At 46.8% G+C, this 23,102-nt stretch carries 23 protein-coding genes; all 23 read right to left on the bottom strand.

What is annotated here, in order from left to right; genetic code table 11:
• Window positions 1-37: 37 nt before the first annotated feature.
• The 23 genes from J2Z28_RS22030 to J2Z28_RS21920 all read right to left on the bottom strand — a co-directional run bounded on the left by J2Z28_RS22030 (window position 38) and on the right by J2Z28_RS21920 (window position 23,098).
• A complete protein-coding gene (locus J2Z28_RS22030) occupies window positions 38-1,042 on the bottom strand; it encodes an ABC transporter permease (protein ID WP_017690144.1) in 1,005 nt (334 codons plus the stop codon).
• Window positions 1,043-1,249: 207 nt separating this feature from the next.
• Window positions 1,250-2,896, bottom strand: coding sequence for an ABC transporter substrate-binding protein (locus J2Z28_RS22025; RefSeq protein ID WP_211084364.1), 1,647 nt, complete (start codon window positions 2,894-2,896; stop codon window positions 1,250-1,252).
• Window positions 2,897-3,811: 915 nt separating this feature from the next.
• Window positions 3,812-4,759, bottom strand: a complete 948-nt coding sequence (locus tag J2Z28_RS22020) for a glycoside hydrolase family 25 protein (protein ID WP_211084303.1) — start codon at window positions 4,757-4,759, stop codon at window positions 3,812-3,814.
• Window positions 4,760-5,238: 479 nt separating this feature from the next.
• Window positions 5,239-5,739, bottom strand: a complete 501-nt coding sequence (locus tag J2Z28_RS22015) for a phage holin family protein (protein ID WP_211084302.1) — start codon at window positions 5,737-5,739, stop codon at window positions 5,239-5,241.
• Window positions 5,740-5,857: 118 nt separating this feature from the next.
• Window positions 5,858-8,893, bottom strand: a complete 3,036-nt coding sequence (locus J2Z28_RS22010; protein WP_211084301.1) for a pyocin knob domain-containing protein — start codon at window positions 8,891-8,893, stop codon at window positions 5,858-5,860.
• Window positions 8,894-9,439 (bottom strand): putative phage tail protein, encoded by a 546-nt coding sequence (locus tag J2Z28_RS22005; protein ID WP_211084300.1) that lies wholly within the window; start codon window positions 9,437-9,439, stop codon window positions 8,894-8,896. It abuts the gene before it with no gap.
• Entirely contained in the window at window positions 9,436-10,494 is a 1,059-nt protein-coding gene (locus J2Z28_RS22000) for a baseplate J/gp47 family protein (protein WP_211084299.1), read from the bottom strand. Before J2Z28_RS22000 ends, J2Z28_RS22005 begins: the two co-directional genes overlap by 4 nt.
• Entirely contained in the window at window positions 10,487-10,900 is a 414-nt protein-coding gene (locus J2Z28_RS21995) for a DUF2634 domain-containing protein (protein WP_145146399.1), read from the bottom strand. The genes J2Z28_RS22000 and J2Z28_RS21995 overlap by 8 nt, the downstream gene beginning before the upstream one ends.
• On the bottom strand, window positions 10,897-11,154 hold the full coding sequence (locus J2Z28_RS21990) for a DUF2577 family protein (protein WP_211084298.1): 258 nt from the start codon (window positions 11,152-11,154) through the stop codon (window positions 10,897-10,899). The genes J2Z28_RS21995 and J2Z28_RS21990 overlap by 4 nt, the downstream gene beginning before the upstream one ends.
• Before the next feature lie 6 nt (window positions 11,155-11,160).
• A complete protein-coding gene (locus J2Z28_RS21985; RefSeq protein WP_211084297.1) occupies window positions 11,161-12,171 on the bottom strand; it encodes an XkdQ/YqbQ family protein in 1,011 nt (336 codons plus the stop codon).
• 13 nt (window positions 12,172-12,184) lie between these two features.
• Entirely contained in the window at window positions 12,185-12,880 is a 696-nt protein-coding gene (locus J2Z28_RS21980; protein WP_074093888.1) for a LysM peptidoglycan-binding domain-containing protein, read from the bottom strand.
• A complete protein-coding gene (locus tag J2Z28_RS21975; protein WP_211084296.1) occupies window positions 12,881-14,854 on the bottom strand; it encodes a hypothetical protein in 1,974 nt (657 codons plus the stop codon).
• A 201-nt stretch (window positions 14,855-15,055) separates the two neighbouring features.
• Window positions 15,056-15,478 (bottom strand): phage tail assembly chaperone, encoded by a 423-nt coding sequence (locus J2Z28_RS21970; protein ID WP_211084295.1) that lies wholly within the window; start codon window positions 15,476-15,478, stop codon window positions 15,056-15,058.
• Window positions 15,479-15,649: 171 nt separating this feature from the next.
• A complete protein-coding gene (locus J2Z28_RS21965; RefSeq protein ID WP_017690162.1) occupies window positions 15,650-16,108 on the bottom strand; it encodes a phage tail tube protein in 459 nt (152 codons plus the stop codon).
• Between the two features lies 1 nt (window position 16,109).
• Window positions 16,110-17,426, bottom strand: a complete 1,317-nt coding sequence (locus J2Z28_RS21960; protein WP_211084294.1) for a phage tail sheath family protein — start codon at window positions 17,424-17,426, stop codon at window positions 16,110-16,112.
• Complete coding sequence (locus tag J2Z28_RS21955; protein ID WP_211084293.1) at window positions 17,426-17,635, bottom strand: YqzN/YkzM domain-containing protein; 210 nt, start codon at window positions 17,633-17,635, stop codon at window positions 17,426-17,428. The genes J2Z28_RS21960 and J2Z28_RS21955 overlap by 1 nt, the downstream gene beginning before the upstream one ends.
• Before the next feature lie 124 nt (window positions 17,636-17,759).
• Window positions 17,760-18,179 (bottom strand): phage tail terminator family protein, encoded by a 420-nt coding sequence (locus tag J2Z28_RS31705; RefSeq protein ID WP_342357534.1) that lies wholly within the window; start codon window positions 18,177-18,179, stop codon window positions 17,760-17,762.
• A gap of 221 nt (window positions 18,180-18,400) precedes the next feature.
• Window positions 18,401-18,559 carry a hypothetical protein gene (locus tag J2Z28_RS21945; protein ID WP_211084291.1) on the bottom strand — a complete coding sequence of 53 codons (159 nt, stop codon included), beginning with the start codon at window positions 18,557-18,559 and terminating at the stop codon, window positions 18,401-18,403.
• A gap of 393 nt (window positions 18,560-18,952) precedes the next feature.
• The gene (locus tag J2Z28_RS21940; RefSeq protein WP_211084290.1) at window positions 18,953-19,351 is read right to left on the bottom strand and encodes a hypothetical protein; all 399 of its coding nucleotides are present in this window, start codon (window positions 19,349-19,351) and stop codon (window positions 18,953-18,955) included.
• The gene (locus J2Z28_RS21935; protein ID WP_211084289.1) at window positions 19,351-19,989 is read right to left on the bottom strand and encodes a hypothetical protein; all 639 of its coding nucleotides are present in this window, start codon (window positions 19,987-19,989) and stop codon (window positions 19,351-19,353) included. Before J2Z28_RS21935 ends, J2Z28_RS21940 begins: the two co-directional genes overlap by 1 nt.
• Window positions 19,990-21,231 carry a pyocin knob domain-containing protein gene (locus J2Z28_RS21930; protein WP_211084288.1) on the bottom strand — a complete coding sequence of 414 codons (1,242 nt, stop codon included), beginning with the start codon at window positions 21,229-21,231 and terminating at the stop codon, window positions 19,990-19,992.
• Window positions 21,231-21,821 (bottom strand): YmfQ family protein, encoded by a 591-nt coding sequence (locus J2Z28_RS21925; RefSeq protein WP_211084287.1) that lies wholly within the window; start codon window positions 21,819-21,821, stop codon window positions 21,231-21,233. The genes J2Z28_RS21930 and J2Z28_RS21925 overlap by 1 nt, the downstream gene beginning before the upstream one ends.
• 137 nt (window positions 21,822-21,958) lie before the next feature.
• On the bottom strand, window positions 21,959-23,098 hold the full coding sequence (locus J2Z28_RS21920; RefSeq protein ID WP_211084286.1) for a baseplate J/gp47 family protein: 1,140 nt from the start codon (window positions 23,096-23,098) through the stop codon (window positions 21,959-21,961).
• Window positions 23,099-23,102: the final 4 nt, after the last annotated feature.

Below are 23,102 nucleotides of genomic sequence, written 5' to 3'. Positions count from 1 at the left end.
TATTAAGTTCAGTTCATCAACCCAAATGATGAATTTCCTATTTATAACTGATACGAGGATCAAACACGGCGTAGAGCAGATCCACAATTAGGTTAATCACCACGAAAAAGAACGCCACGATCAGAATGCCACTCTGGATCACCGGATAGTCCCGCGAACTAATCGCTTCATATATATAACGTCCCACGCCCGGCCAGGCGAAGATCGTCTCGGTCAACACCGCACCCCCGAGCAACGATCCGGTCTGGATGCCAATGACCGTGAGCACGGGAATAAACGCATTTTTGAGTGCATGTCCATATACAACAAAAAACGGCCCCAGTCCCTTCGCCTTTGCTGTACGAATGTAATCGGAACTCATTACTTCCAGCATGCTGGAACGAGTCATCCGGGCAATAACAGCCATCGGAATCGTTCCCAGTGCAACACTTGGCAGAATCAAATGTTTCGTTACGGTCCACAACTGATTCCATTGTCCAGCAATCATCGTATCCAGCACATACAAGCCCGTAATGGCTTCCACCGGATCACGCGCATTCATGCGTCCAATGGATGGCAACCACTGCAACTTGTTCGCGAACAACCATTGTTCCATCAGACCGAGCCAGAAAATCGGCATCGATACACCCACTAGAGCAATGACCATGCAGCAATAATCAAACCAGGAGTTATGCTTCCATGCACTGACAATACCGGCATTCACCCCAATAATGACAGCAAACAACATACTTGCCATCGTTAATTCAAGGGTTGCTGTCAGATAAGGCACAATTTCCTGGGCAATAGGCACCTTGGTGCGAATGGATGTTCCCAGGTCACCTTTGAGCAAATCGCCCAAGTAGGCGAAATATTGCTGGAACCAAGGTTTATCCAGACCGAGCTGATCACGAAGGGCCTGCTTGGATTGTTCGGTCGCCTTTTGCCCAAGTATGGTCTCAGCCGGGTCACCCGGAATGGCATGGATGATGGAAAAGACAATCAGGGTCATGCCCAGCAGTACGGGCAGCAACACAAGCACACGTTTGACAATATAGCTGTTCAATCCTGTTCACCTGCCTTCGACATATCGTGCAAAATAAAAAGCGCTGGCAGAAACGCATGCTTTGGATAGTTACGTCCGGATGTGGGTTCTGCCAAGCATTGCGTCTCACCAGCGCTTTGAAAGAAAGAATTAAAACGTAATCACTCCGAACTGTAGTGCCATCTTCAGATCGCATTTATCCTGAAATTGATAAGTTCAGCTTACAGCTTACTCGAAATAAGCACCGGCATAGGATTCGGTGCCCAGTGGAGAAGGAACGAAACCTTTCAGGTTGGCTTTACCCGCCAGAATTGGCGTCGTGTGCACGAGTGGAATCCACGGTGCGTCTTCCTTGATAATGACCTGTGCCTGTTTGTAAAGTTCCGCACGTTTGTCTTGATCGGTTTCTGTCTGTGCCCTCGTCAGCAATGTGTGCAACTCTTCGTTGACATAAAAGCTGCGGTTGTTGCCCGGAATGGCGTCTTTGTCGAGCAACGTGTACAGGAAATTATCCGGGTCCCCGTTATCACCCGTCCAGCCGAGCATGTAGATATCATCTTTCTCCCCGGCTTTGGCATCATCCAGATACGTCGCCCATTCTGGGGATTCGATGTTCGTGGTCACGCCAATTTTCTCAAAATCAGCTTGAATCGCTTCCGCTACCTTCTTGCCATCAGGCATATATGGGCGGGATACCGGCATTGCATAGAAAGTTACCGGATCAGGCAATCCGTCAGGGAAGCCAGCTTCGGCTAGTAGAGCTTTTGCTTTTTCCAGATCATAAGGGTAATCCTCAAGGGTATCGTTGTATCCCCATAGCGTTGGCGGCATCGGGTTCACGGCAGGCTCAGCTTGTCCAGCAAAGAATGCATCAATAAGGGCCTGCTTGTTTACCGCATGATTGAGGGCTTGTCTGACTTTCACATTATCAAATGGTTTCTTCTTGAAGTTAAAGCCGATATACGCCACGTTGAACGGTGGACGCTCGATCTTCTGCAACTCGCTGTTGCCTTCAAGAATGGACAGATCGTCCGGATTCAGGTCTTCCATGACATCAATCTCGCCGTTTTGCAGGGCATTGAAGCGAGCGGTATTATCCGGAATGGAACGCACGATCACTTTGTTCAGCTTTGGCAGTCCTTCTTTCCAATAATCCGCGTTTTTCTCCAGGGTAATGGAGTCGTTACGCTTCCACTCTTTGAATACAAATGGGCCGGTGCCCACAGGCTCACTCTTGAAGTTTTCTTTTTTCTCCTGAATCGCGGTTGGGCTGGCAATGCCAAATGGCGTCATCGCAATATTTTGCAGGAAAGGCGCTTGTGGCTGGTTCAATGTGAACTCCACCGTAGTCTCGTCCGTCGCCTTCACTCCCTTGATCACACGTCCGTCCTCTGGACCAAACATGGAGTCGTAATAATCGAAGGAATCTCCCTCGAATTTATATTCACTCGCCGGATCACCCCAGCGGTTGAAGTTGAACACAACAGCCTCGGCATTAAAATCAGTTCCATCATGGAATTTCACACCGGACTTCAGCTTAAACACATACTTGAGCCCATCTGCCGAAATCTCCCAACTCTCTGCTAGTCCAGGAACGACCTCAGTTCCGCCTTCCTTGTAGTCCAGCAATGAATCAAACACCTGATGCCCAATCTTCAGCGACTCCCCATCTGTTATAATCGCCGGGTCGAGTGCTACGGAATCCCCACCACGCCCCATAATCATCGTATCCTGCGCTACCGTTTCGGTTGGAGGGTCAGTTCCTTCCGCCGGAGCAGGCATAACCTCCCCACTCTCATTACTGGAGCAACCGGACAATACCAATACGGTACTCAAAGCCATCGTTAGAACACCGGACATCCATTTTTTTCTCATTCGCATACGTACAACACCCTTCCCTGTCTCATAATGTGTGTGATGCTGGCATGAAAGATCTCCAATGTTGGCAATCGATTTGGTGCTATGTATCATATAAAAGGCTTTAAATGCCTGTGATACCTGAATTAAAGTTCTGGGAAAAGTAAGGCATGTGTATAAAATGTAAAAACAGCATCGGATACGTATGGAGTACAGGTAAATATCAGATCATCGTGCACAGGATTGAGGACGTTGGTTGATTACTTATATAGAAAAAGAAACCGTTCAACAATGTATCTTCTGAGATGGATCTATGGAGGTGTTGCGTTTTATTTGAACTTAGGTCAATAAGCAACAGCGAATGGGTACGCACTGGTAAGAGCAGGTTTAAGTTGGTAGATTAAAAATACTGATGGGCATATGGATACTACGCTGCTGGCTACGCAATAAAGTCTGTTCCTTGAGCGTGTCGTGTTGAGCATGGAGTGTGGAGCCGGATTCGGTATAGTTCGTTTGCATTACGGATGAAAGAAACTCAACATAGGCTAGGTTGTTCAGATGTGTAAGTTGTTTAAATCGGTGGCTTTCTCTTGCAGATTGGATGTGTAAAATGTATGAGCGAGTCATCTTGAGATGTTGGATTGTACAACAGGGAGACATTACAATAACTTCATATGTTATGGTTTTGTCATGATGAGGAGGATTGTGTAAATAAACTGTGGTGAAAAACAATTTCGTGTAACTTACTTTACATCACATTAATCAATTAGACAAGAGATTTACAGACATAAGTCTTCAACTTTATTATATGCGTTAATATTACTTACACAAAACACAAAAAAGGAACACAGTTCGACAAAAAGCCTCCCGTGTCCCTTCTCCACTTAATCCACATTCAGATCAGATCAACATTTTAATTTGCTAAGAATCAGCTCACTTTTTAAACAAACCTCTGCGATGCATCACGGTAATAAAACGGTAAAAATCATAACTCGCCCCATTATCGATGCTGAACAATGGATTTTTGGTGTCATATGCTAGTGCTGCATCCACAGCTGCTTTTGCCCATACTGGAACTTCCATTTGCTGACGCGCCTGCAGTTTGTCGACCTGGGATTTGAGCACATCAAACGCTGCTTTCTCTTCGGCTGTCATCGGTTCGCCCCCTTTCGGTGGTTCGGTTGGTGGATTCGGATGACTTGGATTCGTTGGATTGGATGGCTCCGGTGGTTTCGGAGTGGCTGCTGCGTATCTTGCTCTGAGCTCTGCCGCTGTTCCCTCGAATTCATTCATATCCACGTTGCCACTAATGCCATTCACCTTGCCTGAATCCGTATACTGCCAGAACGTCCAACGCTTCCATGCCGGCTGGTCTTCCGGTACACGGGTGTTGCTGTAACGCGCGATCCACAGATCGTATGAGCTGAGTGATGTATCAAAATTCCTGGCAAATGAATTGCCCGTGTATATGATCGGTTTTACACCTGTCAGACGTTGTAATTCGGTTAAAAAAGCTTTGGCAACTGTATTCATCTGCGCTTTGCTCAGGTTGCCGGGGTTGTTCTCGTAGTCCATAACAGGTGGCAGCTGTAGTGCCTTGGCGCCTCCCACTTTGTTAAGTGTATTGGCGTAATGCGCCGCTTCTGCCTTAGCACCATCGGTAGACGTCGCGCGGAAGAAGTGATATGTTCCGACCAGCATACCCGCCGCCAGTGCGCCTGTTACGTTTTTCTGGTAATTCGGATCGGTATACGTCTGTCCCTCAGTCGCCTTGATGAACACAAATGTCATGCCACTTGCCTTCACCTTGGCCCAGTCAATATTGCCCTGGTAACGAGAGACGTCAATGCCCTGTGTGTTGCCCGAACTTCTCGTTTGCATGTTTCTCACACCCTTTATGCGGCAAATTGCCGTTTGTATCTGCATTTTACATCATTCGATTCAAGCGTTCCCGGGTACAAGTATAGACAGATTAGAGCATTCTGATCTATACATTGCTGATTGGATGTCACTCTCTGGATTGATGCAAAATGCTCCTATAGTTAATGCGGTTGGATCAAGGGTTGCTTGTGTGCGTGTCCCTGATGTGTTGGAAATGAACTGAGCCTTGTTCACACGAACACTCCGATGACAGAATAACCTTCCAATCGCTGTTATCCCCGGATTTTTTTGATTCTCTTTATAAAGGGGAAAATCCGGGGGATAAAGGCGACCGCTTCGCTTTTTCAGGTTTTTTCTGTCCTCTCCGTTATTGTGTAAAAATGTTAAGTTCAATCTGTATAGATGTATATAGTTCAAAAAAACTACACTTGCGATGTTCAGCAACGGTATAGTAAAGAAGACACTAAAAATATTTCAAACTATTTAACGTTATCTTGAGTTTCAGAAGGTTCAACATCCTCTGTTTCTGGATTGGAAAAAGAATCTTTGCCCTTCGGGGAGAAGTTACCGGGGAGTTCCCCGGTTCCCCCTTTGCCCTTGAGCACTTCAATGGCTTGCCGAATCACTGGCGGAATCGGAGCGCCCAACTTGCCCCCGTTTTCGATGATGGACAACAACTCATTTGCGATATAAAAAAAGGCGACCGCATCCCTGAACAAATGTCCGTCTCCCAGAACACCGTCCACCAGATGAGCCACCGATACCATTGCAAATATAAATACCTTCCGCGCGATGCCGAACATCCCTACATTACTTTCTAACTTGCCATTCATACCCGCCGCCGCGATGCCGGTAAGGTAGTCGAGGATGACGAATACAAGTAGTACACCGAGTACACCTGACCAGCCACCGAAGAAGTAGGTTACTGAGCTGCTCATGAGCGCAATTCCCCATCTCCATAGGGTGTCCCATCGTTCCATGGTTTCACCTCCTTTGGTTTTAATTCTAGTCGTTGAACTTATAAAGCTAAGACTTTAATTCCTTTTGGTTACATACAAATTCTTCATATGCCAAACTATAAAAACTATTGGGACACCGCTACTCTGTTGCAAAATAGTTGTATGTCCTTTGATCTGTTATTCCTGTGCCACTCACATTAAAACCATTTACAGTAGGTATGATTTTATCATCAACAGACAAGCCGTTATCTAAACCAACCACTCTGTTAATAACACGTGTACCACCAGTACCATAGTTATTCCTTGGTGATTCTTCACTGTAGATACCATAATAAATATAGTTTGGGGTATTAGTAGCATTTGCAAATGTTATATGGCGCGGCTTAAATGCCAATCCATCCACTGAACCAGTTCCATTTGAGCCTATAACAAATTGTCCTGTCGCAAATTGCTTACCAGTTTTAATTTGCTTTATCTTGTTTGCTAATGTTGACCATGTGTCATTCATGGATGCGCTAGTTCCCATGGCGCTAATGGCATCCACGATCCCATTTTTAGCATTAACGCCAGATTGAAAAACATCAGGACTCCATGCGCTCCATATATTATCCATACATGTTCGCATGTATAAAGTTGGTGTATTATGCGTATCCAATCTCGATGCGCGTTGAATTACATGAGTTGGTGCGTTTGAATGCACAAGAACCTCAACGTAAAACCAAGCTTTAGCCAAACCTTCCGGCCCATTTATAGCGTTGAAACAATCGTACTGTCCACCAGTCTTTATATTATTCAAGTCAGAACTGTGGGCGAGTTGAATAACGCTACCGTTATCCTGTGTAATTTTGTACTTCTGCCATGGCTTATTGTCTACGTAGTTTTTAAGTGTATCTCCACTTGGAATAGCAATTTTTAACATGGATAAGGCTGCCACATTCTGCTGCACGGTATCAGTCAGATTCATAAGCAACGCCTTTTCGTTGTCTGCCATTGAGCCGACAAATGACACTACCGGAGATGTGTCCATCATCAAGTATGTGAAGCTGTAAGCCGCGGATGGATCATATAAAGCTTGAGGTATTTGGGATGTTATCCCATTACTTCCTCCATCCACATAATCTAACCATTTCGGTTTGTCTAGTTTGCTGTCACGGAAAATACTGTTGATCTTACGCGGCGTGTGTTTTGTAAGGCTACCAGATAGTACCTTGGAGTTAATGTAATACTTATCGCCGCTTAATTGGGGCTTAACGCTTTCCCGCAACACAATCCCTGTACCAACCTCAACCTGATTATCGCCTTCTACAAACGTCAATTGCCCCTCTGACGTGATAGGCTCGACTACAGGTGTTGCAAGTTTGTATAGAAGTTGGTATGGTGCGTAATTAGGTACTTTTGATGTTGGTAAAGTACTCGTGGCAGATCCGTCTACAGTGTTTGCATCTCCTACTGGTATATTTATATATCTCCAGTACTTTGATCCACTACCCGTATAAGGAGAGTCAGATGCATCCCCAGTGTACATCTTCCATCCCATGAAATACGTCTTAATCTCATCTGCTGTCGGTGTGTATGAGTCTCCCCATCCACTGTCGGTGTTGGCTATAGAAATTTGAAAGTTATCGAATACGTCATTAGCACCGGATGATCCTATGTTCAGATTATCAGCTTGACTACTAACGGTTGCATAATCTGTTTCCTTAATAATTTTCCCATGGTATTTAGTCAGTAAACCTGATCCATCTGCGGCTGGAGACCCAGGTAAAAGTGCATTGACAACCTTAAAGCCTGTACCTGATCCAAAAAAGGAATGCGTTAATGTTCCATCCAGGGCAATCCGCTTCCATTTCATCAATTTGAAATATTGACCGTCCTTCTCAAATACTTCGTCTGCATCCGTATCTGTTAATGGATTAGCGTATAACTCCGTTTGCAATGCGAGCATAACGTCTTCACGTGGTTTGAATGGTTTGGTTGTTGTTCCAATCGAGAGCATTGGATTACTGAAGAAGTATGATCCATCTTTTGGGATATTGTAGATGTTGGAAAAGTAAATACGGACGGTTAATGCTTCTGTTGTGGTGAAAGTTAGTGATTGGTTAGGAGTATTCTCCACAATAACTTTATTATTAATTGGATCGGTTACGGACAAATAGCCATTATGCTCCGCGCTATAAGTGTAAGAAACTCCTCCCGAAAGGACTAAGTCTAAATAATAATAGGCGTTCTTAGAATTTGTAACTGTGTACGTAGATTTGTAAGCACCCTTTATAGATGCAGGATTGATCCCAACAGTGTTCCAATCATAAAGTGGCGGCAACAAATTCTCTCCATATCGAATTGCATATGGATTCTTTACTGGTTGCAAGCTGTCAACGTAAGGATATTTAGCTGCGATTTGATCATCTGTCAACGATTTGTCAGCTTCTGATATTTTATAAATTGCTGCCCGAGAGTATTGTACTTGTGACCCGTTTGAAGCCGCCACTGTAGCATATGTTGCCGCTAATTTTAATCCTAAGCTTGAATTCCACCCATCTACGATTGCTTGTGTTACTGTGATAGATCCATACATGTCATAAGTTGTTCCATTTAGCGGATTACTGATGTTTTTGGCAGTGACTCTGCTAAGAGTGGCCGAATAGAGATAGAGCTGCAATTGTTGAACAGTTCCAACAACAGGAGTTGCTCGAACACGTAAGAACAATTTTTCTCCTACTTTTGGAGTAAAAGAGGAAATTAATTTATTGTTGGACACTTGAGGATTTATATCTGATCCGTTACCTGTTACGGTTAAAATGTTATTGGCTACTGCCTTTGTACCAGCGAATTCACTCCAATTATTAGCTACTCCGAAATTACCATCACGCCCCAACAAATTCACAAGCGTACGGCCCTTCAATCCTTCCAACTTAAATGCCGAGGTGCGTTCAGCATTAATAATCTGCAACCCAGGCTCCAACGTCACCGATCTACGCTTCTCCGTATCCAACCGCTCCTGAATACTACTCATCTGTGCCGCGATTTCCTCAGCCTTTTCTTCGACTTTCACCACACCCTCATCAACCTTCTCCCAGTTCTGATCCAGATACTTGTCCAGATCAAAATAGGTCGTCGATGGCGAGGAACGGTCAATCTTATTCAATCCCAAATTCGGTGTTTTTGGTTCATTCATTTACGCTCCACCTCCTGCAAATTTATCCTGCCGGGTCTGTTCAATCTCATCCAGCGTCATGCTTTCAACCTCCACAATCGTCAAATACCGCAGACGGTACTCCACAGTCATATGTGCTGGTTTAATATCCTCAATCGCTGACTTTAAATCGTCCAAATTGGGTGGCAGGCCCCATGTATCGATGAAACGAATCAAGATGCGATACTCGCCCGAATCAACCGATACATCAATCCCGCCACTTTCGTAGGCCTGCGCCACGTTTTTGAGCATGGAGCCAGAGACTTTGCCGCTGCCGCGCATTTTGGAAATGATTACGGATCTTCGCTGGTCGTCTGGCTTGGCTTGATTCGTCGGAATCTGCAAATCCCTCTCATAACGTTCCAGTGCCCAGGTCGCAGACTCCGGGTAGAATTGATCCAACACACTTTCCAAACCCACCGTAAGCTTGTCCAGCTCAACACCTTCGGTCTCCGTAAGAAGCTGCATCTCCAGCACATTCTCATACAACGGGGGCAAAAGAGTCATTAATACCTCTGCTTTACTCATGTCACCTTCACCGTCCCAAGAACAGCTACTGCGCCGGGGGCGACCTCCAGATTGGACATACCACCATTCACCAGCAGATCGCTATAATCGATTACGGGCGGAATATCCAGAATGACATTGGCAATACGTGTCCAACGAACCAACGGATCCGCAAAAGCCAGTTCTTTCAGATACGCCGTAACTCCCGTTTCAATCAGTGTCTTCACGCCCTCATACGTTGAACCGGAAGCAAGCGTGACCTGTACTTCTACATCGATGGGTATTTCTTCCGCCCCCACCACCGTGACCACAGGTCCGATTGGAGCTGCGCCTTCGCCCATTCCATCCTGGGTTGGATCGATATACTCTTGCACCGCCTTAATGACCGCCTCAGCAGGTGTTTGCATTTCGTTATTCAGCAATGCCACTTTGACTGTACCCGGACCATCCCATAGTGGAAAAGCTTTGGCTTTGCCAACCCCAGAGTTTTCCCGTGCCCATAACTCATACTGATATTTGTTGGCACTCGTAACCGGACGGGAAACTTTGTCCTGATATCGATCATACAAAGCCTGATCCGTTTCCTCGTCTTCTCCAGGAACCAGCAACTGTGTCAATTCGGCTGTGGTAAGACCAGCAATATAATCGATGGGCAGCAGTGCCCCCGTATATTCATTACCTTCCGCTCCCGCCACCTCACATTCCAACACATATTGCCCTGCCGCGATGCGTTCCACAACAACATACACCCGATCCCCAGTGGAAAAACGACTCTCCAAAGGAACTTCAACAGGCTTCCCTTCGTTATCCCGAAAACTACCAACCCAACGCGCCTTCGTGGCCGGCTTCCGACTAATGCCCGACCAAGCCACCGCGCGATCCAGATACTCTCCAGAGGCTGTATCTGCAAACTTCAGATTAGCGTTCACATCCAGCTCGATATACATCTGAGCCATTTCCACAGCCGCTGGCGCAAGCGCATCATAGATAATGCTGCCTTCACGTTTATCCACACCATCTGGTACCCTATCCAGCATTCGGTTTAAAATAACTTCAAACGTCTGCTCTTCATACATTCATGTTCACCTCCGTCTCTTCCCTGAAGCTGCCAAAATCCGTTTCCACGGTAAAAGAAACCCGTACCCCGTCAGCCTCGTGGACAAAATCGAACTCGGTTACATCCGAAATGCGATCATCCGGAAGCAATGCTTCGCGAATCCAGCGTTCCAGTTCCGATTCAACCATGGATCTCCCGGCCATTCCTTCCCAGGACCATTCCATACCGTAATCCGAGGAATAGATTAGATGCTCGTAGCGGCGTGTGGACAACGCTTTATACACCGCCTGTTTTACCGCATCTTTTCCATCCAGTTGCAGCCTTCCAATTCGCTGTCCAGAAGCTTGAAACACATACGTCAGACTTGGAAGCACAGCAGCTTCTTCCTGATCTTCTGCGCTAATCTGCGCACCCTGTGGAATCATGGATTCACCAGCCGATCCAGCACGACAAAGCTGTCTCCGCCTTGAACACGTAACAACAAGACATGGTCACCCACGGTCCAAACTTTGTTCACTACGGATTCCGGCAGTACCAGAAAAGGCTCAGCCAATGCCAGCCGTTGTTCAACGGTGATCTCCAGAGGCTGCGTATTTGTCACGCTTCCGTACATTACCTGAACGGGAGACTTGGCATCTACAGCGGCCACCGCCGCCTTTTTAATCACATCCAGCATCATTTATCGTTACACCACCTTCAAATCCAGCGACATCGTATGCACGCCCCCCTGTATCTTATGCGTACATTCGTCTACCAGAAAATATTGATTAATCTTCAGTTCATCGATCTGGATGTTGACAAAACTGCCTGCCCTCACCTTGAAATCACCAAGCGCATCCACTTTCAACGTCTGCGTCTCGCGATTACGGAGGGTCATCAGGGTCTTCAGCATGTCATCAATCTGACCTTCGTTCAGGCCATCATCGGCTTTTTGGTACAAAAAAAGCAGCCCCCATTGACGGATGCTGCCTGAATCCTGATGAACAAACGTTTCTCTTTTTCCCGTATCCTTGTTATCCCGGTACAGCTTGATCTTGTTATATGTCTGGTCGTCAATCGACCGCGTATAGCTGTAATCCGTGAGCAGACTGTTATCCCCAATAACAAAGCCGTAAGGCATCTCTTCCACATCCCGAAGCACAAGCTTGCCGAAATCATCGTAGAAGATGTAGTTTTTACCGCCATAAATCAACGTTCGGTCGAGCGCCTCACAGATCATGTCAATCAGCTTTTTGTTATCAAATAACATGCGTGGAATCACATATTTCGGCTGAATCAGATCATCCGTTTTCAACAGGAAATCCTTTGCAATTCGTTTAATTACATCCGCAGCAGTGGCATTAACGAACTTGTACGTCTGATTCGCAGTCAGATAACGCATCTGGTCGTAGGCTTTGATTTTGACACTTTCGTCCTTACCGCTATCCACCGAGAAGATATATCCGTAAAATATGCCTACCTCGTTGCTGATATATTTCACGACATATCCATTCTCATATGTGAATTTCTTATTCTGGTACAGACTGCCCTTGATCAACGTGAATTCCAGAGAGGAAGGTTTGCCGATGCGGGAGGTTTTGTACGTAATGTCACCGGCAATTTCGCTAATGTCCCAGATGTTGCCCTGCTTGTCATCCAGTAATAACCGTTCCTTCATGTTGGCCAGCTTATCATCCAGCCTGATCTGCTCTTGCATATTGCCTCTCCTTTCACGGAAGCTTGATCACAAGTCCAATCGGCAGCTTCTTCAGTTGTGCATCTTTGATGCCATTCAGCTTCTGCAATTCTTTCCAGCGAGATCCATCTCCCAGATGGGCTTTCGCTACAGACCACAAGGAGTCTCCGGCTTTGAGTGTGACGGTCTTGGGCTGGATTTTTTCATTGGGCCGGGAGGCTTTGGTTTTTGTTTTCGAAGCAGCAGTATCCTTGCTGTCCTTGAGTGGCACTACTTTTTTGGCGGCATAGAAAATGAACTGCTTCAGCTTGATATCATACTGGATATCCCCCACCGTACCCGCAGTCTCCTTCCAGTCGAAGCTCTCAATGGAAACCGCCATATTAATGGTGTACCTTGCACTGGAAAAGAACAATCTGACGGGTCTACCCGTCTGCATCCAACGGATGATCTTTTTCACATATTCATAAGGATCACGGTAAAACTGCTTCTGAATTGCCGGATGTCTTGCATCGTAGTTCAGATGATACGGGCTGTAGTCTGCCGGAAAAATCCCGCTGAAACTGACTTCACGCAGCTTTGGCGACTTGATCACGTTAATTTCACCCAAAGCGCTAACGTTAAACGTACTGCCGTCTCCCGAATCCGAAAACTCAATGCTCTCTGGTGTGACCGGGAAAAACATGTATTCGGAGCGGTTATTGAAGCTTAGTTGAATATAATATTCCACTTATCCATACACCCCCTGGGCACTGGAGACGATCTGACTGTTCAGTCCATCGGTGATTTTGCTGATGATGCTGTCCACATCATGTCCGCTGTTGATATCCCCTGTGGTGACCTGAACGGTTGGCGTCAGACTGACGAATCGCTGAATGGCCTGCATCTCGGCAAGCTCACGCATCAGTTTCAAATCCTCACTGGTTACATCCACTGTGCCGTCCACGTCACCGATCTTGTCCACCTGTCCGATATTGTTAATTTTGTTAATGTTACTCATGTTGCTGTTGGGAACAACGGTGGGAGCAGGTGCAGTTGGCATCGATGGCATGGAAGGTGTTTTTGGAGTTGAGCCGCCGAAGTTTCCGGGTAATTTTGTTTCTTTGGAATTTGGATCAGGCAGAGAAGGTATTTTTGATAATAGTTTTTTTGCTGCATCTTGTCCCTTGTCAGAAACCTTTGGATCGAATTCTCCGTCCATTCGATTCATGTGGAATACATCTTTGTCACTCTGTGGCTCAAATGATTTCAATGTATCCATCCAACCCTTGACGTTTTTACTAGCAATGTTGATATCGGCTTCGGACATGACAGCAAAATTTGTACCAAAGATATCATTAATAAAGGAAGCTACCTTCCCAATTGCCCCCATCGCTTTGCCCAGAAAGTCCTCAATTCCTACAATAAGATTGTAAAATATCTGCATCCCGAACATTCCCAAATCGTAAAGCAATTTTTGAAATGCATAGAATGGGTCTTTGAAGACATTGGCTATGAACTCTGCGAAGATGGCAAAATAATTCCACATTGTAGCGATTACAACTCGTACCATCTCCCCAAGCAGCATAAATGTACCGATAATCGCTCCCAAAATCTCAGTTCCCGATATTTCCATCATGCTTAAAATATTGATAACAGCTGCGATGGCGGCAATGACGAGCAGAATAGGCCAATTCAGTAATAACCAGGCTGCAACCAGACTGTAAACTTGGATAATGACCAAAGCCAGAGCCACAAGCGCAAGCGCCATAAGGATCGGCTGAATAATATCCCAGTTTTGTTGGATCACACTCGCGATATACAAAATCCCGTCTACCAACATCGTCAGCGCGTTTGCAGCAACCGTAAATGCATTGCTAAGCCATTCAATAATGCCAGTGAATTCACCATTGGCAAAAGCCTCATTTAATCGATCTAGTAGAGGCGTCAAGGCAACAAGAGCTACCTGTCCAATTTGTCCCAGAACCCCATTAAACTGATTCACCAGTGCATTCCACTTCTGCAACGGTGAATCCAGCATGGTGTCAAAAGCCTGTTGGGTATAGCCTTGCTTTTGTAAAATGACATCCAACTTTTGGATGAACCCATCCAGATTGGATGAATCGATGGTTTGTTGCAGACCTGCTCCGCTAAGTGCTTCAGAAGGAATGTTAAAAGAATTGGCAAGTTCACCGTTGTCTCCGTTCATGGCAGCAACCAAAGCACTGGATGCATCCGACATGTTTTTGCCATCTGGAGATAACATGCTCAACCGCTTAGCCATATCCCTCAGTTGATCAACTTGGTCCGTATTCTGTGCATACGGGATGAACGATAGCGCACCTTTCAAAGCGTCTGTAACATTCTGTCCGCTCTTGAAAGCTTCCGCACGGTAGCGATTGAAGATCGTCTCCCCCTGAGCATCATCACCCGTAGCAGCCATATAGCGATGCTTCAGATCCTCTTCTTGTGCTGCTGGAACAAGAACCGCTTGTCCTGCTGATTTCATCATGCTGATCCAGGCTCTTACACGCCCGGCTCCTTCTGCAAAAGCCGCGTTCACTTTGGCTTGTTCCTCGGATACGCCCTGTAGCAATTTGGATGCCATTGCAATACTGTTCAGTCGAGCAGAATTAAACATGGTACTTATAGCAGCAGGTAATTGTTGAAATTGCGTTACTATACGTGTTGAAGTAAGGTACAGTCTTGCAAACATGGCATACATTCATTTCTCCCTCCTTTCCTTTTTATTTCTTCCGGGCGCGGCTCTTGGACCGCTCTTTCTTCTCTTCCTCCACCCGGATGGAGATCATCGCATAGATGGCCGCTCGTTCTCGCATGGAGAAGGCCATTAGCTCATGCGGCAAAATGTTTAATTCATGGAGAGCGTAATAAGCCAGATTGGCTTCGGAATCGCCCTCTTTAATTAGTTTTTTACGTCATCCACCAGTTCGTTCATGTCCTGATTGAAGCCGTTCAGCTTCTGAACCTGTTCACCCAGCGAAGCAAATTCCCCAGGCAACAGCATTTTCCGCAAAAGCGATTCCGCTCCCATTACGCCATACGAACGCTGAAGTTCTGCGTTTTTCAAATCAGGGTACACTACACTTGCAGTCATCAGACGAGCCATGTAATCATTCGCATCGATGTCGGGTGTGTATACACCGTTCTTGCCCTTAATTTTGCGGGTAGCCGCTTTGCGGCATTCCTGGTTTTCGTCCTCGGTCATGCTGCGCAGTTTCCAGGCAACCGGCTCGCCTTTCTCGTCTTTGAATCGGGGGGAAACGATAAACTCCTCCGTTGTATCCGTTGCTGCATTTTGGGCAAAAAACATACTCAATCCACTCATGTATTGTTCCTCCTCTAAAGTTAGGTCCCCCGCCGCACGAAGCGGCGAAGAACAGTATTTTGACACACCAAATAGCCCGTAACACAGGCAAGTGGAACAGGTTTCTTTTACAAACCCGCTGTAAATTTATACTCTTTATGAATCTCAAATCATTATGCTTTCCACGCTACATTACTTCGGCAGATTGAACGATACAGGCATATCGACATCTTCAAAGGTAAAGCTCACTTCTTCCTCCAATGCCTCCGCCTCGGTATCCAGAGATGCCATGATTACACTGTCAAGATTGACGCCTTTGAGGGTCACCGTCTGTTTGCCAATCGTAGAAGAAGGATCTTCGTTGGTCACTTCAATGTCGAAGTACGTGTCCACACCATTCTGCATGTACTGGAGCATCAGCTCGCGGAAACGGGAAGTGGTATAAAAGATCGTCATGGAACCCGATCCAGACCAACCGGTTGCTTTGTGCTGTACGCCGCGGCGACCCAACGTTTTGACCTCTGCTTTTTGTTTCTCCACTGTTGCTTCCAGCGTCTTCACATAGAACATTTCTTCCGTCTGTCCGTTAATCGTTGCGTATGCCCGGCCTTCCTGGCCGGAGATTGTGTCGCTTGCTTTCAAAAATGCCATCTTAAACCACCTTCACTTTCATATATACTTTTTCAACGGAATCCACAGGTTGGACCTGAATCTCGATCAGAATACTGTCAGTTTCATTGCCCGGAGCAACAGTGATATCTGTTTTGGAATCAAAATTTTGAATGGCACCAATATCCTGAAGTTGCTTCAGATAAGTGACACATTGGGAACGGAACAGGCTGCGCCCATCTTCGTTATTGTTCACTTTGCCGATATAGTAGGACTCGAAAATCCGTTTCATATCATTAGCGATACCATCAAGTACACGGACAACACGGTTTTTGGCAAAATGACGTGCTTTATCCGGTGTCACCGAACGGAACGTATTCACATCCTGCTCTACCACTGCACGGTTGCTGCTCGCGGTAAAGACAAACTCGCCATTACGCAATGCAGCTTCTGTCTCGCTATGTGTCAGTCGTCCGTTCACATCCACGGCGTCATCATAAGCACGGAACGTCAGAGATTCATTCAGATTAGCTCCCGCTGTTGCACCGGCAGTCCATGCTACGGTTTGTTTCGGGGTAAGAATGGTACCGTCTGCGAGCACAACACCATTTTTGACACTGATAATGCCTTCATGATCTGCAGCAGGATAATCGGACAGAACGAGTTGCACTTTCTTGCCCTCGGTATCACGCAAACGCTTGATGTAGGCTGTGTAGACTGACTTGAGTGTGGCATCGTCTGAGATCAGACCAACTGTGTTAAAATCTAACACCTCTAACTTGGTGAGGAAATCGGAATGCTCCTGGTTCGTTGCTACGCCATCCAATCCACCCGTTAGTGGAAGTGACGCCGTAGCTGTGAGTGTACCTTCACCAGTAAATGTGACGTATGCGTTGGATTCCAGAGCTTCGATGGTAGACGCGGTTTGTTTGTCCACTTCTTTACCCGCAAACAAAGTGGAGACATCCAATTCTTCTGGTTCATTGATATTTGCGGAAATTACAACTGCTAGGTCATTACCACGCACACCACCGTGTTGGGCTGTGACTGTCAGTTTATCCAAGGTTGCCTTGGCTTTGGTACCTGCATTGAGTCGATAAAGAAGCAATGTCTGCGCCCGTTTCAATGCCTCACGGATCAGTAGCAATTGCGGTGCTGTCCAGTCATAGCCCAATTTGGCTTGTACATCTTCACCTGCTTGTACCGTCAGGATTGCACCTGCTTGTCCCCATGACAATGGAAGTGCCAATGCCACCGTTCCTCGCTCTCCTACCGTACCCGGCAATGAGCCCTCTGATGCAAAATTCATATATACGCCGGGGCGTACCTTGTTTTGTGTTGTCCATGTTCCTCCAGCCATTATTGTGCCTCCCCATTCATAAATTGTTGGATGTGTTGCTGTGCTTCTTGTAAGGTGTATGTTTCTTGTTCCAGCAGAACTGCTGCCAAAATGTCTTTCTCGATCCGGCTAAGTTGCCGGGATTCGGCGAACTGTGATTTGCTGTATTTCTGGTTGTTTTTCTGTTGAGTTTCCGGTGTTTTAGGATCCGGTTCTTTTTTCGTAAACATCGCCAATGCGCCTCCTATTCCTTTCATGTAGATCCCCTCATTTTGGTTATTTAAGTTCAATAAAGAATAGTTACACTAGCAAGTCCAACGGCAGAGCAACCTTCGTTATGTGGAACTCGTATCGTTATTCTCTCGTAGCTTTAAGTGTGGTGGGTCGCTCTTCCAGTTGTTGCATGGTACTGGCGGGCTCCGACATTTTGGTGGTTCGCATGGTATAGTACACCAGCATTCGCGGAGTAACGTTCTCCGTCTCCCAACGTAGCTCTGTTGCGCGATAGGGTGTGCCCTCCACGTCGATGGTTTCCAACGCTTCAAAGAGCTCATCCGGCAGTGTTGCCGGGATATTGTCTGCGTCAAGCCAGCGGATTTCAAAGGCATAAGATTGCACGAAGCGATCGCTTCGTTCCCTGGTGAGTTGAGCGGACTGCAGACGGTAGGATATGCCCGGGGTGGGACCAGTGCCCGTTTGGGGGAGGATCGGGATGTTCGGGAAGTGCTGAGTTAGTGTTGTAGAGATAGAGTCGGTTAAGTGGTTTATGCTCATGGTTCACCTCCTTTGGGGTTGAATATTTTTACAAAAGGTATCGTTTCTATATGACACCGGACTGGCATCCGATTTTTCGTGTCCTATATATGAAGCCGCTGAGCTACCTGCTGCCAAAATACATTTACCTACTTGTCTCCAGATCAACTCCCCCTGAATTCAATATGAAAGCCCCTGACGGCTCTAGAGCTTAAAAATAGCGCACCACTTAGGTACGCTCATTAAATCCCTTCAGTTTGTTCTAAAATGTAATCCTCGACTGTTTGCCGATAATCAGCATTGGTGATGTCATCCAACAAGTACACCTGACCCGTTTTTGGATAAAGTCCTTTGTCCAAGGTTTTTTCCGTTGCATTCCTTACAACCACTTGGTTAACCATTACAAAATCGCTCCTGTATTTTCATTAGCCATGAGCAAAATTTGGTCTTCCAATTCTTTTATGTTCTCTTCCACTGTCAGTTCGGTATGAATCCTTTCCAGCACTGGCAGTTTTGTTTAAGGATCAATTTTCACAATTCGATAAATGTTAAGGCGTCTCATCATATTCCAGATCAATGTGTTCCAATTTCGTAATCTCGTTTCGTGTCGAGCCGTCACCTTGCCAAATTGAAGCTACAATTTCACCGTATTGATCATATATATAATTCTCATTCCTGTTTGCATTGTATTTTCACTTCCTTTCCTGAATATATTTATTCGGGTTTTAACAGACAACAGTATAAGCTTTCCCGGCTCACAACGTCACACCCTTTCCCCCTGCTATCTCTCTATGTCAACCGTAAGCATGCCATCGGAATTCACTGTTTGTAAGGTACACCCCTAACCTAAAACCGCCGTCCACCACATAAGACTGTGCCCCATCAACTTTAGAATTAGCATAATTCAGACCGCCTATAAAGTAAGTTTGCTTACCATCTGCGGTTAGCTCACTAGATGACGGGAACGTTGTCACATTACCGGAAGATCTTACAACCACCAATTCTATAACAATTCTAGTCGGCTTAAACCCCAAGCCCGATACGGTTATAGGAGCGGCGCTATACGTTCCACCATCAACGGCGATGATCGTAATAGTGCTCGTTCCCGTTGTCACCAAACCCGTTGCGTACTTCACCCCGCCCGGCCCACCCAACTCGTAATTGCTTAATGCGTAATTATCAAGTGTCGGCATTAGGTCACCACCTGCATGACTATATGGGCATGAACAGCGCCAGAAGCTGAACACCATCCCTCGATAAATTCGTTTGGCGTAATGATCATATCCGCAAACGGGATCAAAACTGTATCGTTTGCGGATATAGTGTACTTATTAATCAAATTGCAATTGTCGCCACTCCACCCAAAACGGATAGTTACTGTTTGCGCTGTGCCTGTTACGTTACAAAGGACAAGTGATTTCACTAATCGACTGTAACTTAGGGCTGGAACCATCGTTGTTGGTGTTGAGCTTGCTGGCATACTGACGCGGAACGAGTTAAGACCCAGTGCAAGTGGGGCCCCGTCCCTTTCTTCTGCCGTCACCCTAGCGTTGACATATGGGGCTGAGCACCACATACGAATGGTTTCTCCTGGAGAGATAACAATATCAGAGATAGGTATAACCAATGTTTGATTTGCTTTCATAGGCTTGGCGTAAATTAAATAATGCATAGGCGAGCTGTTAAGCACCATAGTAACGGTGGTGTCCACCGAGTTAACATTGCATAGGATAATAGATTTTATAATGCACGTCTTATCCGTTTTTCCTGTGAACATGGTTGTGCTTGCTGTTGTGGGGAGTCCATCCCCGTATATTTTAACTACCGCCATCTATAGCGCCCCCCATACTTTAGGTTGTGTGTGCAACACCCAAGCGCCCCACACTCCGCCCTGCTTAGTCCTCACCCAAAGAGTTGGAACGGAATTTTGTTTGGTAGCCCTTTGCAAAATATATAAGTCAGAATCAACAATGACCTCAACGTAAAACCCGCCAGTACCACCGCCCACTGGGGCATTCGGAACGCTTGGATTAACAAAATATTGCCCTGCGGTAATCAAGTCATTGAAGTTAATCGTAGAAAGAGTTGACTTCAATCGCCCGTTATCGCGTGTTAATTTGAACATTTGCCCTTGTTCGAAAATCGCCAAATCATCCCCCTCGGCGCTGTACGGCACATCTGCCGAACCTCCCGAGAACTTGATTCTACTGATTGCTTTAGTTGTGGTTGGTACAGGACCGGAAACAACAAGACGCAACTTAATACCGGAAACACCTGCTGGAATTGTTACAACCTTCGTTTTTCGATGCCAACCCGTATTCCCGTTTGCTACCAATGACGCTATAGTCGCATTAGAAGCGGAGTTTAATACTTCTATATATAGATTTCCCTCATTCATTCCCCATGTATAGAATACAGCCTGTAACATGTAATCGCCTGGACTTACAGTTATAGAATCAGAATTCAACATAGAGTATAAACCACTAGTTAGCGGGTAAGACATGCTGAAGTATTTTGATACCCTGCTGTCCACGCTTGTGGTAACCGCCCAAAGAGAAGACCCTTCTGGGTAATTCCAATTTGACATCCCTAAATTAGCGGAAGAGTTCTTCACAAGGTTGGGCGAATAACTTTCAATTATAGGTTTAACAGCGACGTTAACAGCCGCCTGAGCATTCTCGTCAGCCTGGGGCAGTATCACTTCAAGTTCGTCTCTAGTAGGTACTTTCTTCCACGCACCCCATCCGAAATAGTAGTTTCTTTGGAACACCTCTAAGTTGCCAGGCTGGAAGGTGGTCAGGGTTTGCAACACTCCCGCATGCGGCTCGACTGTCAAGTGAAATGCCTCTCCTGTTGGGGAATTAAGCAAGGTTTCTACAGTAGCATTAGCAGGACAATAATATTCCCCTTCTGTAATATAGCTATTAAGATCAGATTCCGCAGGTATAAGGATGGATTCACGTGTTGCAACGCCTGCGTCAATCTTTTCAAAAATCCTGTTAATACTCTCTCGGGTCACATTCTCGTTCCCCAAGGGAAGAGGCAATTTCAGTCGATCTGTTTCTTTTGGCATTACGCCCACACCTCCAGTTCATTCCACGTCAAGGACGCGGCATCGAGTTCGTCCCATGTCATCTGTTTGTCGTCCAGATCATCCCAGACCAGATAACGATATCTATATTCCACGGCCATGTGGGCCGGTTTCAATTCTTCAATCGCACGTTTGAGATCATCGATATTGGGCGGGCTGCCCTTCGTATCCACAAAGCTCACCGTAAAACTCCACGTTTCCGGCTGAAATGTCACATCTACCTTGCCCCCATCATACGCCTCAGCCACATTCGCAACCTGCCTGCCCGAGAACTTTCCTGCCCCGCGCAGCTTCGACTCGACCACCGCACGCCTTTGTTCCACAGGTTTGAGACGATCTGTCTCAATGCCAAGCTCTTCTTCCCAGAAGTCCAGCCCCCACGTCGCCGTGCGGACAAAAAACTGCTCCAACGTCTCATCCAACGCCTGATACAGCAGATCCATTTCTGTGCCTTTGGCCTGCATATCGGCTTGCATTACACGAGAAGTCTCATAATACCTGGGCAAATACGAGAACAGCTCCCGCCCTTTCTCACTCGTCAGTCCAACATCTACAATAGAAGGAGCACTCATGCCCTGTCCCCTCCCTTCCTTGCACATCAACATGGAGCGTCTCGCTTACCAGCTTCAACTCAGATCGGCGTACTTCTCCCAATCTTCCTTGGTCTCCGCACTCCAAAACTACTTCGTTATCCACCATCTGCCCAACACTACTCATGCACATCCACCGTCCCCAGCACGGCGACCTGACTCGAGGTCATCTCAATATTCTGGTCACTTACACCGTTCACGGTCAGCTCCGAATAGTCGATAATCGGCGGAATGTCCAGCAGAATCGCGGCAATGCGGGTGTAACGAACGAGTGGATCGGCAAAAGCCAACTGTTTCAGATACGCGGTCACCCCGCGTTCGATCAATGCTCGTACATCGGCGAGTGTCGCATCACTTGCCAGCGTCAGCTTCACCTGAATGTTCATCGGCACTTCTTCGGCTGGCATCACGGACACCACTGGCCCCGCCGGTGCAACGCCTTCACCCTGTCCATCTTGCGTGGGGTCAACGTACTTCTGTACCGCCGCAACCAGATCGGTACCCGCAGCACGTTTGTCCGTGTTCAGCAAATATAGTCCTACCGTGCCTGGCCCCTGCCATAACGGAATAACCCGCGTTGCACCAACACCTGGCACTTCACTGGCCCATTGCACATATTGTGCTTTATTGCCGCTTGTCCCTTGGTTGCGGACTTTGGCATAAAAGCGTTCCAACAGCGCCGTATCGGCCTCAATATCCGCACCGCCTTTTATCACCTCAACGTTCGTGACAGAAGTCACGCCACTTACAGGTGTAGACAGCACAGTTACCGTGCCCGCAGGCACATTGCTTTCTTTTCCGGCAACAAGCGCTCGCACACCTACCACCCCGGAGCCCTCTGCATCCAGTTCCACACGCCCCACCGTTTCATATTCGAGCGAAGCTTCAGCAGATACTTCATCCGCGAGTGTAGCCACGACCGTACCCGCAGGTACCACTTTCCCCGGCGTACCAGCAAACCTCACAGCACCCTTTGCCGCCACCGCGGCCCGCCGTGTAATACCGTGTTCTCCCGCCCGCAGATCCAGCTCTTCCGAACGAAAATTCGGATCACTGCTCGCCGCAGTACTAGCAAATCCTCGCCGAAGTAATTCCTGCGCCCACAATGCCGCTTCAGACAGCATAAACGCAACCGGAGCCTCCGCATCCCACAGAAACGATCCTTCCGACTTATCCAGATCCGCGGGCAGACGATCCAGCATACGCTGCATAATCTGTTCCTCCGTCTGGTCCTCCAAATAACGCGGAATCTCAGCCATCCCG

It is taken from the genome of Paenibacillus xylanexedens (assembly GCF_017874615.1).
GTDB classification, from domain to species: domain Bacteria; phylum Bacillota; class Bacilli; order Paenibacillales; family Paenibacillaceae; genus Paenibacillus; species Paenibacillus xylanexedens.
The sequence above is the reverse complement of the archived record's forward strand: the minus strand, read 5'-3'. Positions and strand labels throughout refer to the sequence as shown.